Annotated in this window: 13 protein-coding genes, 1 tRNA gene and 1 pseudogene; 9 read left to right on the forward strand and 6 right to left on the reverse strand. The window is 67.6% G+C overall.

The genetic code is table 11. The features are described 5' to 3' along the window. Positions 1-11: 11 nt before the first annotated feature. Entirely contained in the window at positions 12-815 is an 804-nt protein-coding gene (locus ACFVDP_RS07725; RefSeq protein ID WP_383484965.1) for a DUF1963 domain-containing protein, read from the reverse strand. A 209-nt stretch (positions 816-1,024) separates the two neighbouring features. After that, positions 1,025-1,483, reverse strand: coding sequence for a hypothetical protein (locus ACFVDP_RS07730; RefSeq protein WP_383484968.1), 459 nt, complete (start codon positions 1,481-1,483; stop codon positions 1,025-1,027). A gap of 13 nt (positions 1,484-1,496) precedes the next feature. Between ACFVDP_RS07730 and ACFVDP_RS07735 the strand changes: the two genes are divergently transcribed. Continuing rightward, positions 1,497-1,578 (forward strand) — tRNA-Ser (locus tag ACFVDP_RS07735). 1,099 nt (positions 1,579-2,677) lie between these two features. Here the strand turns inward: ACFVDP_RS07735 and ACFVDP_RS07740 are convergent. After that, entirely contained in the window at positions 2,678-2,866 is a 189-nt protein-coding gene (locus ACFVDP_RS07740; RefSeq protein ID WP_383484971.1) for a hypothetical protein, read from the reverse strand. Positions 2,867-3,085: 219 nt separating this feature from the next. Here ACFVDP_RS07740 and ACFVDP_RS07745 point away from each other — a divergent pair, with 219 nt between their 5' ends. The 6 genes from ACFVDP_RS07745 to ACFVDP_RS07770 all read left to right on the forward strand — a co-directional run bounded on the left by ACFVDP_RS07745 (position 3,086) and on the right by ACFVDP_RS07770 (position 10,043). After that, entirely contained in the window at positions 3,086-3,469 is a 384-nt protein-coding gene (locus ACFVDP_RS07745; RefSeq protein WP_383484973.1) for a transposase, read from the forward strand. 197 nt (positions 3,470-3,666) lie between these two features. Then, positions 3,667-4,782 (forward strand): serine hydrolase domain-containing protein, encoded by a 1,116-nt coding sequence (locus ACFVDP_RS07750; RefSeq protein WP_383484976.1) that lies wholly within the window; start codon positions 3,667-3,669, stop codon positions 4,780-4,782. After that, on the forward strand, positions 4,779-7,286 hold the full coding sequence (locus tag ACFVDP_RS07755; protein WP_383484979.1) for a glycoside hydrolase family 2 protein: 2,508 nt from the start codon (positions 4,779-4,781) through the stop codon (positions 7,284-7,286). The genes ACFVDP_RS07750 and ACFVDP_RS07755 overlap by 4 nt, the downstream gene beginning before the upstream one ends. Continuing rightward, on the forward strand, positions 7,283-8,518 hold the full coding sequence (locus ACFVDP_RS07760; RefSeq protein ID WP_383484982.1) for an MFS transporter: 1,236 nt from the start codon (positions 7,283-7,285) through the stop codon (positions 8,516-8,518). Before ACFVDP_RS07755 ends, ACFVDP_RS07760 begins: the two co-directional genes overlap by 4 nt. 35 nt (positions 8,519-8,553) lie before the next feature. After that, entirely contained in the window at positions 8,554-9,153 is a 600-nt protein-coding gene (locus ACFVDP_RS07765) for a TetR/AcrR family transcriptional regulator (RefSeq protein WP_383484986.1), read from the forward strand. 365 nt (positions 9,154-9,518) lie between these two features. After that, a complete protein-coding gene (locus tag ACFVDP_RS07770; protein ID WP_383484989.1) occupies positions 9,519-10,043 on the forward strand; it encodes an SMI1/KNR4 family protein in 525 nt (174 codons plus the stop codon). Between the two features lie 19 nt (positions 10,044-10,062). Here the strand turns inward: ACFVDP_RS07770 and ACFVDP_RS07775 are convergent. Continuing rightward, positions 10,063-10,304 (reverse strand): annotated as a pseudogene (locus ACFVDP_RS07775) (ATP-binding protein); the annotation flags it as partial. Positions 10,305-10,309: 5 nt separating this feature from the next. After that, positions 10,310-10,669 carry a hypothetical protein gene (locus ACFVDP_RS07780; RefSeq protein ID WP_383484991.1) on the reverse strand — a complete coding sequence of 120 codons (360 nt, stop codon included), beginning with the start codon at positions 10,667-10,669 and terminating at the stop codon, positions 10,310-10,312. 44 nt (positions 10,670-10,713) lie between these two features. Here ACFVDP_RS07780 and ACFVDP_RS07785 point away from each other — a divergent pair, with 44 nt between their 5' ends. Beyond that, positions 10,714-10,938 (forward strand): hypothetical protein, encoded by a 225-nt coding sequence (locus ACFVDP_RS07785; RefSeq protein WP_383484994.1) that lies wholly within the window; start codon positions 10,714-10,716, stop codon positions 10,936-10,938. Positions 10,939-11,155: 217 nt separating this feature from the next. Here ACFVDP_RS07785 and ACFVDP_RS07790 read toward each other — a convergent pair whose 3' ends face one another. After that, positions 11,156-11,662 carry a hypothetical protein gene (locus ACFVDP_RS07790; RefSeq protein WP_383484997.1) on the reverse strand — a complete coding sequence of 169 codons (507 nt, stop codon included), beginning with the start codon at positions 11,660-11,662 and terminating at the stop codon, positions 11,156-11,158. Positions 11,663-11,735: 73 nt separating this feature from the next. Here ACFVDP_RS07790 and ACFVDP_RS07795 point away from each other — a divergent pair, with 73 nt between their 5' ends. Next, positions 11,736-12,131: a transposase gene (locus tag ACFVDP_RS07795; protein WP_383485000.1), complete on the forward strand. Its 396-nt coding sequence runs from the start codon at positions 11,736-11,738 to the stop codon at positions 12,129-12,131. Positions 12,132-12,160: the final 29 nt, after the last annotated feature.

A 12,160-nucleotide genomic window follows, 5' to 3' on the forward strand; every position in this document is an offset into this window, starting at 1 on the left:
TCGGTGGCTGTTCAGCAGTCGTAGCGGTGGGCGTAGGGAAGTTCGGGACACTGGCGGCAGAGAAAAACATAGATGCCACCGAGGTCTCCCATGACCATGTCCAGGTCTTCCTCCGGGGTGACACTGAGCAGGTGTTCCATACGATGGCCACGCTCGCAGGACGGCCAGTTCGGTGGCTGGTTCCAGGCCGGGTATCCGCCGACCTTGTTTTGGAGCGCACACGCCAGCAGGGCGTACTCCATGCCGAAGCGCTCTTCCAGCTCCTCTATACACGGCTGCAAGGTCTGCCGAAGCTCCTGTGGCAGGTCCCAGTTCGGGTACTCCACCACCGAGATGGGTGACACCGTGCACGGATTGGGCATGAACTCCTCTTCGAACTCGCCCTCCTGCGGGGCGGGTACCGCCTGGAGCATGCCGGCAGCGCACACCTCGTCCTCGTTACGCCAGTACAGCTTCGGCAGGGCGGCGCGCGCTTGGTCCTGGGGATGGATCAACGGGCACCAGACCAGCTGGAGCACGTCCATGCCTTCTGGGAACGACAGCGCGGGTACGTCGCGCGCGAAGAGCTGGACCACCGGGACCATGGGGACCGTCCCGGCAGGATTCTTCTCGTTGGGCCAAGCCCAGTGGCCTGGTTGTCCGCAGGTGGGCCAGGGTTCACCGGCGGGCCAGAGCATGGGGCCACCCAGGGAGCTTTCCTTGTCCCCGGGAGATCCACTTTTCGGCAATAGCAGCGTCGTACGCCGGCCGAGAGCTGCGAGCTCGGGTATCAGGTGATCCAGGTCGTACGGCGGTCCAGCAAAGCTCTGGGTCACGGGCGGGAACTCCTTTGATCAACAACGCAAGCTTGTCGGCAAGCTACCTCCTAGCACTCACGTAGCTGGCCATGCTGACACCTAGCATCGAAGCTGCCCGACCTGTCGCCTGCGCCGATGGTTCGCTGACGTCCACGGTCGTTCGCAGGTGTGCGCCGCGGCTGCCACGCGGTCAGAAACTCACTGCTATGGCGGTGATGCCGGAGCCCTCAGCCTCCGTATCGGTTCCGCAGATCAGTCGTGACGCTCGACATGATGCTCATTGCCTGGTGCGGAGAGGTCTCTGCCAACGGCATCTCGACTTGGGGGTCGTAGGCCGTCAGGCCGGTCTCCTTCTCCACGAGCAAACATAGGGCGAAGACCTTGGCGAGCACTCTTTCAGCGGCGTCATCGCTGTGCCAATAGGGCACCGTGATGCTGACCTCGTCACCGAATACGGAGAAGTCGATACCGGTGTCGGAATGGCTGAGGTCGCGTGACTGCTGCTCGTACTCCGTGATGTCCACATCGCCGAGCAGCGCGCGAGCCTGCGGCACTATTCGCCGCCACGCTTCGAGGAGCTCCGCGGGGATTCGTTCGCTGTCTTCGACCGCGCCCTCGGCGGCTTCCAGGACGTCGTCCCAGGACTGCCCCTCGCCTCGGCTCAGAAAGTAGATGTCGTAGCTCATCGCAGGATCGTAGAGCCAGTAGTTGTCGCTGTAGGCGGCGGGCTTGAAACCCGTGGGGGCGAGAGTCACCGTGGGATCAAATCCCGCACCCACCACGCAGGTCGAAGGCCCCTGACCAGGAACATCGATCGGAGGCCTCCGTCGTTCACGCATCCCGTTCGTGACCGTGATTCTCCGGTCTATCGGGCACGGATGGGGAACGCTCCCGCCCGCCGTCGGCTCACACACCTGTGGACCGGGCATGGTTCATGGCATCCCGGTGGAGCGCCCACCGGACGAATAACCTGGACGCCATGGGCCGCGTCTCCTCTGAGGGGGCAGCCCGCGCCGTGCCCCACCCGACACGGACTGGCACGGGATCGAGTGGTGCGGCAGCCGACCCTTGAGGGGAACGGCTCAGTCAGAAGGCTCTCTGCCACCAACAATGCGGTGGGTTTCCGTACGACCCGATGTCGGGGCGTTCCAGGATCTTGAGATCGAGTGCGTGCACGATGCTGCGGAGCTCCCGACGGCTCTTCTTTGGCAGGGCACAGATTGCCAGTTCCAGGAGATCCCGCTCATCCGCAGGCTCTGGGCAACAGTCGGCAACTCCGCACCGATCGCTGAATGGTGAAGGCAGCTGGTTGCTCGGTGCTCGCGCGATGGCAGTCCATCGAGACAGGGCCTGCTTGACCAAGCCGGGTTGGAGTCGTGCTCGTTCCAACCGAATGATCTGTGCCTGAGCCGAGCCCGAAAGCTGACTGATCCTCGAGTAGCGAATATGCGCGGCAAAGCGCCTGCCGTCGGCCCGGAGACTTGAGGGGCGCCTACGCGGCATGGCCCTTTCGGTTGTGCGTCATGAACGGCAGTCTGACACGCGGCGGGACAGATGCGTAGGTTGATTGGTTCCCAACGGCCGAGCCGAGCCACGTACCACTTACTTCACGTTGTTTCCCCTGGCCGACCACGGAGCTTGGACCTGCGGCCTCATCCATGTCTGATAGATCGAGGTGGTCTCTCGACCGTGAAGAACGACCGCCGAGCCCTGGTCCGGCGTTGATCGGTGCCGTACCCCCTTGTTGGTGTCAGCCACTGATGTCGGCGCACCAAGGCACTCTCAACAGTTCGGCTTTCGCCGCCTGCCAACTCATGGTGGTCCTCGCCGCGACCACCGTGAACATCGCTCTGCCGCACCTCTGGACGCCTCGGACTTGGTCAGCGCTTCTGCTTGTAGCGGTCGACGAGTTGTCCGGCGACGATGACGATCCCTGCGAGGAGTGCACTCGCGTACCAACTCTTCGGGCTGCCGAGCACCTGGGCGAGCGACCAGAACATCACGGTGACAACGATCCAGGAGATGGCCCAGACCAAGGGATCCGGCACGGCCGGGCGTGGGATCTTCACGAGGTGAGCCTAGGCGTCGTCGGCCTCGCACCCGACCTCTTCCCTTGAACCCACTACTTCCAGCTCCTCTCCCGTCCGCCGTCGCCCCATACACCGAGCATCTGGGTGCGATGGGACATGTCAGGAGCCCGGCCAAAGGTCCCATCACAGTCTCGTCCTGGCGCCCGAGCGGCCCGTGCGATCCCTCGCGTACCGCACGGAAGGACAACAAGTACCGGCATGGCAGATCAGATCGCAGCGATCGACGGTGTGGACACGCACACCGAGTTCCACCAGACCGCAGTGATCGACAGTGTCGGCCGACGGCTGGCCACCGCAGCGTTCCCCACCACCCCCGACGACTGCTGTCGCCTGCTGGATTGGATGTCCCTGCACGCAGACGTGCTCGCCCTCGGGGTCGAGGGAACCGGCGCCTACGGTGGCGAACTCACCCGGTTCCTCCGGGCAAGCAAGGTGACCGTGGTCGATGTCGACCGCCCCGGCCGCAAGGCCCGGCGGGCCAACGGCGGGCGCCGGCAGCGGTGCGGCCTGCATCGTGTGTGCACGCGCGTGCGGTCGTTGCGCCTCGGTTCTCCATCAGGTCCCGGCCCCGGGTGCAGATAGCAGCGGTCGGGCGGGAGTCGCCGACCTCAGTTCTGCGGACTGTCGCGGGGGTTCGGTGCTTCACGCGTGGGGTGCACGTCTGTTGGGTTGCGGCGGGGCGCGTAGCTGCGCCAAAGAAAATTGTTAGTCCATTACCTTTGTTAGCGACTTACATTTGTGCCACCATCTCCGCACCGCCCCGGGGATGGGAGCGCACGATGATGTGGCACGGCACAGGGGATCCGCAGTTCGCCCAGGTGGTTGAGGCCTTCGCCGAGTTCACGGCGGAGGACGGCTACCAGGCGCAGCTCGCGATCCGCCACCGCGGGCGCACGGTCGTCGATCTCTGGTCGGGGCTTGAGCCCGACTCGCTCCTGCCGGTGTTCTCGGCCGGCAAGGGGGCGATCGGGCTGGTGGTTGCCCATCTCCTGCGCAGTGGCCGCCTCGACGTTGAGCGTCCTGTCGCCGACTACTGGCCGGAGTTCGCCGCGGCGGGCAAGGCTGCCGTGACGGTGGGGCAGGTGGTCAGCCATCAGGCCGGGCTCGTGACGGTCGACGGCGGCTTGCGTGACGCGGACTTCCTCCACCACGAGCCGTTGGCCGCGCGGCTCGCTGCGCAGCGGCCGCTCTGGCGGCCCGGGGCCGGGTTCGGCTACCACTGGCTCACCATCGGCACCCTCGCCGACGAGATCGTGCGCCGGTGCACCGGCCGCTCACTGGCCGCGGTGTTCGCAGAGGACATCGCGCGCCCGCACGCCGTCGACGTCCACCTCGGTACCGACGCCTCACTCGACGGGCGAACGGTGGCCGTCGACGCGCCTGACCCCGAGGAGCTGGCGCCGCTGGCCGAACTACTCGCCGAGCGCCGTGATCGCGGCTGGTCCGCGGCCGACGACTTCCCGGTTCCGCTGTGGGTGCGTGCCAACGACCGTGACCTGCAACGTGCAGGGGCGCCCGCCGCCGCCGCGGTGGCGTCGGCCCGCGGTCTCGCCGCGATGTACGCCGCGCTGCCCAAGGTGGCCGGCCCGGACGCGCTGGCGCAGGTGAGCCAGCTGCAGGTGGCCGGCGACGACCTCACCACCGGCCGGTACTTCCGCTACGGCCTCGCCTTCCAACTGCCCGGCGCCGACAACCTCCTCTACGGCAGTGCCCGGGCGGTCGGTCACGACGGCGCCGGCGGCGCGATCGCCTTCTACGACCCCGCCGACGACCTCGCGTTCGGATACGTCCCCCAGCGCATCCCCCTCCCCGGCGGGGCCGATGCCCGCGCGGTCCGCATGGCCCAGATCGCCCACCGATGTGCACGAACCGCACCCCTTCAGGAGTCCTCATGAGCGCGCCCGTCCCTGCCACCGTCTTCACCGGTTTCGAGTTGGCCGACAGTGCCCCGTTCGGTGAATTGCCCGACGGCGGTTGGATCCCCGCGAACGTGACCGGCGGCGTGCACGCGGCGCTCGTCGCGGCCGGCCGGCTCGCCGATCCCTACCGTGACCGCAACGAGGAGGACGCCCGCTGGGTCGAGGAGCGGTCATGGTGGTATCGCGGCCATGTCGACCTGCCGGACGTCGCGGCGGGCGGCCGGCTGCGTCTGGTGTTGCACGGCGTCGACACGGTTGCCACCGTCTGGCTCGACGACGTGGAGCTGGGCAGGCACGTGAACATGTTCCGGCCCGCCGAGTACGACGTGACGCGCTTCGCGGGAACCCGGGCCCGGCTTGTCGTGCGGTTCGATCCGCCCCTGGCCGGGCTCGATCCCGAGGACTCCCCGCCCAGTGCGCTGCTGGCCGGTGACCGGTTCGAACCGACATCGGTGCAGCGGCGCAAGCCCACCTACTCGTGGGGCTGGGACTTCGCACCCCGCCTGCCGTCGATCGGGCTGTGGCGGCCGGTGGAACTGCTGCACGACCGAGGAGCGGCGATCACCGGCGTGCTGTTCCGCACCCGGGCCCTCGACACGGCGGCCCGCACCGCGGATCTCTCGGTTGACATCGATGTCGAGCGCCTGTCCGACGCGCCTCTGCGTGTCCGCGTGCTGTGGGACGGCGAGTTGGTGGCCGAGGAGCCGGTGCGCGACGCGCAGGCCAACGCGCGATTCAGCGTCACCGACGTACGGCCGTGGTGGACCCACGACCTGGGCATCCCCGACCGCTACCTCCTCACCGTCGAGGTCCGCGACTCGGACACGGCGCTGACGAGGCGGTCCGAACACGTCGGCGTACGCATCGTCGAACTGGACCGCTCGCCGGATCCGGACGGCGGGCGGCGCTTCCGCTTCGTGCTCAACGGCGTGCCCCTGTACGCGCGGGGCGCCTGCGTCGTGCCGTCATCGATGGAGCCCGGATGCGTGCCGGACCACGTGCAGCGTGAACTCGTACGCCTGGCCGCGGCCGGGAACATGACGATGCTGCGGATCTGGGGCGGAGGAGTGTACGGCGACGACGCGTTCTACGACGCGGCGGACGAGATGGGCGTGCTGGTCTGGCAGGACTTCATGTTCGCCTGCCTCGCCTACCCCGACTCCGACGGCGAACTGAGCGCCGAGGTCGCCGCCGAGGCAACTCACCAGATCCGGCGGCTGCGCAACCGGCCCAGCCTCGCGCTGTGGGCGGGAAACAACGAGGTCCAGGCGATCCAGCAGCTGAGAACCGGCGATCTGTCGGGCGAGTGGGGCAGCCGCCACTTCCACGAGACACTGCCCGCCGCGGTGTCCGCACACAGCCCCGACGTGCCGTACTGGCCGGGCAGCCCCTGGGGACAGGACGATCCCGCCGGGGTCAACGGCGTGCTCGACGGCGACCGGCACGCCTGGGAGGTCTGGCACGGCCTGGACGTCGGCGCGCCGTCGCCGCTGGAGTACACCGACCGCGGCGAGGCCATGCATTTCGACCGCTTCCGGTTCGACACGGGCAAGTTCATCAGCGAGTTCGGCATCATCGCCGCCCCCGAGCGGGCCACCCTCGCGCAGTGGATCAGCCCCGAAGAGCTGACGCTGCACTCCCCCACGTTCGACGCCCACGTCAAGGACAACCCGGTCCAGAAGGCCGAACTGCTGCTCGCCGCCGAGACCGGTCTGCCGACGGACCTCGACACGTATGTCGACGCGACGATGGCCGTACAGGCGGAGGGCCTGAAGTTCGGCATCGAGCACTACCGGCGGCGCCAGCCCGGCAACTCCGGCGCCCTGATCTGGCAGCTCAACGATCCCTGGCCCGGGGTGAGCTGGTCACTGATCGACCACGCGCTGCGGCCCAAGGCCGCCTACTACGCGGTCCGCCGCGCCTTCCGTCCCGTCCTCGCCTCCTTCGTACGGGACGACTCGGGACGTCTCGATGTCTGGGTCACCAGCAGCGGTGTGCGACCGGTGCGCAGCGTACTGACCATCGAGGTGCAGCGGCTCGACGGAGCGGTGATCGTCGCCGACTCCGTCGATGTCGACGTCGAGGCTGGGGCATCACGCAAGGTGTGGAGCGCGCCGGCCGACCAGATCGGCAGCGGGCCCGACCGGGTGGCCTGGGTGTCGAGCGCCGACGGCGTCGTGCCCGCCAACCGCCTGCTGTTCGGGCGGATCAAGGAGATCGCCTGGCCCCGGTCGACGCTGGAGAGCGCTTTCGAGCCGACGGGACACGACAGCGGCGTACTGAAGCTGACGTCGCGCGGCTACAGCTTCCAGGCACGCGTGACGTGCGACGACCCGGGGGCACGGTTTTCCGACAACTATCTCGATCTCCGCGACGGAGACAGCGCCCACATCGCCGTGACAGGCCTGTGCGGTCGCACGACCCCAGCCACCTTCACCGCCCGCACCTACCGCGGCCCCGGATCAGGAGCCCAGTCATGACCGACACCGTCCCCGTCGCCGCACCGGCGCCCTCGACAAGACGCAACGTCACCGTCGCCGCCGGCCTGTTCATCGGCTCGTTCGGCCTCTCCCTCGCCAACCACGCCGTCTCGACCCTGCTGCAGGCCGCCGCGAAGGACATCGCACCGGGCGACCCGCTGGGCTTCTACGCCACACTCACCACTTTCGGCGCGGTCGCCTCCGTCCTCGCGATCGTCTTCGCCGGAGCGCTGTCCGACCGCACCCGCTCGCGGTTCGGGCGACGCATACCGTGGCTCGCCGGCAGCGGCCTCCTCGGTGCCGGCGGGCTCGCCCTCGCCGGGTTCGGCAACGCGGGATTCCTGGTGGTGATCGGCTACATCGCGTTCATGATGTCGCTCAACGCGAGCATCGCCGCCTCCACCGCCGTCGTACCCGACGTCGTCGAGGCACGGCGGCTCGGCCTCGTCTCGTCGCTGCTGGGCGCCGGGAACCTGATCGGCGGTGTGATCGGCGGCTTTTATGCGGCCGCGTACGTCACACGGCCGCAGCACGGGCTCTCCGTCCTGCCGGTGACGGTCCTGCTGACCGCTCTTGTCATGGTGGTCCTCCTGCCGCGTGTGTCGAGCCTCGGACAGGCGCGGACACCCGGAGGAATCCGCGGCTTCCTGCGCTCCTTCGAACTGCCCAAGGGCGCCCAGTTCTGGTGGGTGTTCACGGGACGCTTCCTCTTCGCCCTGGCCCTGTTCATGACCGTGATGTACGCGTTCTTCGTCGCCACCCGCTATCTCGGACTCGGCACACAGGAGGCGGGCGACCTGCTGGCCGTCTGCACCCTCGTCATGTCGATCGGGTCGGTCGGCGCGGCCGTGGTCACCGGGCCGCTCTCGGACCGCATCGGACGCAAACCCTTCGTCATCGGCGCGCCCCTGCTCATCGCCGCCGGAGCAGTCCCGCTGATCCTCACCGCGCAGCCGTGGGCACTGATCGCCTTCTACGGGCCGGGCGGAGTCGCCTTCGGCGCCTATCTCGCCGTCGACGCCGCCCTGATGGTCGACGTACTGCCGGACCGCTCGCGCGCCGCCCAGGACCTGGCCATCCTCCAGGCGGCGAACAGTCTGCCGCTCGTGGTCGCGCCCTCGATCGCCGGTGTGCTCACCAAGATCGGCGGGTTCCAGACCTCGTTCCTGGGCACCGTGGTGGCCGGCCTGGCCGCCGCGCTCTGCATCCTCAAGGTCAAGGGCGTCCGCTGAACCGGGACAGGAACCGGTTTGAATAGGATGGCCGCATGAGTTTGCGAGAGCGGAAGGCCGAGCTGACCCGGCGGCGGATCGTCGACGAGGCGATGCGCCGGTTCGTCGCCGACGGCTACGAGCAGACCACTCTCGAATCGATCGCCGCCGCCGTCGACCTGAGTACCGTCACCATCTACCGGTACTTCGGCAGCAAGGAAATGATCATCCTCGAGGGGTTCCAGGAGAAGTACGGGCCCTACCTGAGCACCCTGCGTGAACAGCCCGCCGAGGCGGACGTTCCGACCGTGCTCAGCCGGGCCATCCAGGCGCGCCTCACCATGACGGCCGAGGACCGCGAGAGCGTGCTGATGGCCCGGAACGTGATCGATGAGGCGCCTGCTGCCCGCGCCCGGTTGTGGGACATCCTCGCCGAACACCGCACCGCGACCACGGAAGTGATCGCGGAACGCAGCGGGTCCGCACCCGACGACATGGCCGTGCAGCTCTCCGCGAGGATCGCCGTACTCATCGCCGAGACAGCCAGCGATCGTTTCCGCGCTGACCCGGACGGCGCCGAACCGCAGGACATCGCCCGCGATCTCATGCGAGTGCTCCGGGACGGCAAGGTGTTGCTGCCCGACCCCGACGCCTGAGGTCGACGGCGGGAACTTCCAGACGACAGGCACCGTGCTCCGGCTCAGGCCGGCACGGGCATACGGGCGACCAGCGCTCTGGGGTTGCGGCTCCGCGTCCGCAGTCGCCCGGAGCCGGTGTTCTCCAAGAGGGGGCAAGTCCCTCGGCTGGACCAAGCCGAGGCTCCGCGACTCGGAAGCAGCCAACCAGCAGACCTGGTTGTTGTTCGCCGCCTACGCACATGGTTGAGCGTGTTGGAGCGGATGTCTTTTGTCGCCGAGTTTCGATGCTGTTTGAGGTCTGATGGACTCGAAAAAGTCGCCGTGTTTTGACGCCGCTCGGCTGTTCGGATACTCCTGCTGTGCACTGCTAGGCGGGCCATACGATGCTGATCGTGACGAGTTTCGATGAGGTTCGGGCATCGTTCTGGAACGACAACGCCTATGGAGTTCAGCCGACCTTGACCGAAGCCGCGGTCCGGGATGCCGAACTCCGGCTCGGTGTCTCACTCCCCACCGCGCTCCTGTCTCTGCTGCGGGTGCAGAACGGCGGCGGCGTAGCGGCTCACTGCAACGCGTTTCCCACCTGCGTTCCAACGTCGTGGAGCGAGGACCACGTGCCGTTCGACGAACTCATGGGGATCGGCCGACGCGAGCGGATGACATCGATCCTGGACTCGCCCGAGCTGGTCGAGGAATGGAACCTCCCCTCGCCCGTGGTGCTGTTGTCCGGTGACGGGCACTACTGGATCATGCTCGACTACCGGGTCTGTGGCCGACACGGAGAGCCGTCCATCACCTGGTTCGACACAGATGCGGAAACAGAGTTGGACCTTGCCCCGGACTTCCAGTCGTTCGTCGAGGGGCTTGTCCAGGCCGGTGGACTCGGCACCGGGGTTCAGCCAGTCTGAGGGGGGGCTGACCTGAGGCGCGTTCGGCCCGGGCTTTGGTCTGCCGGAGACCGCAGGAGCGAGTGCCGGTCTCGATGATGGTGCCGCCGAAGGTCAGACGCCCGCAGATGGCCGCGCAGAGCCGGGGGCGGTGAAGGTCTTCGTCCAGGATCCGAAGCTCTCGTTGGAAGCGATAGCGACGCTGTTCTTCTCCTCGCGTTCGGTCAGCACCTGGAACAGCAGCTCAGCTCCGCGCCGGTCCAGCTCCACGTAGCCCAGCTCTTGTCTCAAGAGTTCCGCTGGGACTCGCGTTCCTTCATGCGTCTGCGGGCTTCTTCTGCGGCCGCAGACCACTTCCTGTTGATCTCTTCCGGTCGGTGGTGGCCGCATTCGATGACGTTCCCCAACCGATCGGTCACCTGCGCGTAGCAGTCGCCGGCCTCGATCCAGACCGCCATGTTCTCGATCCCGGCGGCTCGGTCCTCCTCATCCGCCCAGCATGTGACCGAGAAAGCCAACGCGTCGCCGTCGTAGTCCGATCGGATACGGAACGTCTCTCCCGGTTCCAGCCAGCGGTCCTCACCCAACGGCTCAAGCCAGAGGACGAGCCAGCCCTTGTAGTCGTTGCGAACCTCCATGACCGTCATGGCCGCACGATATTCGCCGCGAGACGAAGTACACCGCTGGGGGGGTGGGTGGCGAATACCAGGCTACGGCTTCCAGCGCCGCCGCGACCTTGTCGCTGAGTTCCTCTGCGCGGGCCAAGCGCGCTGCGAAGCCGATCGATCTCAAGTTCGCGTGCAGCGATCTGAACGGCAGGTTCGCCGCTCTCGTGGGCTCGGGCAAGGGCACGGGATGGCTGGCGATCCTGCGGCGGACGACGGGTGCGGCGCTCTTCTTCGGCTGGGCATGGTGACAGCCGAGGCAGACCAGGCCGCGGAAGCAATGTTCGCCGGCGGGCAGGGCGCAGACGTGCGTGCCCATGTCGCGAAGGTTGCAGCCAGCAGTGAACGCGGCCCACTCATCCATGGTGGGCGACTTGAGCACGCCAGTCCTCGTCACCGGCGAGGCATTCAGCCGTCCCGCGCACCACAAGACCGGCACAAGACCGCGCCGAACTGGCTGAGGAAAGGTCAGATGCGCCGCAGTGAGGCGTGGATGCGGGCGATGGCCCGCAGCACTTCTTCGCGGTTTTTTGCCTGCTGCATCCATGCAGGCAGGCGGGCCACCACGGTCATCTTCCGGCCGTGGTCGTGCCAGGGAATACCTTCACGCAGCGAAGCGTGCACGAACCGCCTGATCAAGTCCAGATGCTCCAGGTTGTAGGCCCATACCCACCCGTGCCGGGTCTCGGTCTGCAGCCACAGACGCACATCGAAGTACGGGTCTGTGGCCGGCGCATACCGGTCCCGGTGCGAGGCCACACCGCCACGGCTCCAGTCCTTTGCCACCCCGCAGCTCCGGCAAACGAGACGCCTCCGCGCAAAGAGGCCCTGGTCGTGAACCCCGGACGGGTCCGGTGCCGTACCGACGTGCGCGACCTTTCCGCAACCGGGACAGCGCACGAGAACCGACGTGAGGAAGTCGTACTTCGTGCTCCGGGGGTCCCGGAACCGGTGGTGCGTGGAGATCGAACTCATCGGACCAGTATGAGAGCCGCGCGCCCAAGGCTCCTACGGGTTAAATCTCAGGCTGACGATTCGGGTGATGCACATGCTCTCGCCCATCAATCTGACCACCGGCAAGATCTACGACCGCATCCGGAGCAGGACGCGCTGGCGCGAGTTTCTCGGCCTGCTCGAGGCTCTGCGGGCGCGGTGGCCCGGAGAGCAGTTGCATGTCGTGCTGGGCGGCATCTCCCCGCACACGCACTCCGACGTCCGGGCGCGGGCAACGATCCACGACATCGAGCCAGTCTTCCTGCCGACCTACGGGTCCTGTCTGAACCGGGTCGAGTCCGAGTTCGCGGCCTTGCGCCAAGTCGCCCTCAACGGCACCGGCCACCGCAGCCACAGCGAGCAGAATGCCCGCGTCGCCGCCTACGTCGGCGGCCGCAACTCCAGGGCTGAGCCCAAGACCCGGCGCGCTCCCAACTCGCCCGTCCGGTAGGGACCGAACACCTCCGCAGCGGCGTGATC

This window comes from Streptomyces sp. NPDC057694, assembly GCF_042799415.1.
Classification (GTDB): domain Bacteria; phylum Actinomycetota; class Actinomycetes; order Streptomycetales; family Streptomycetaceae; genus Streptomyces.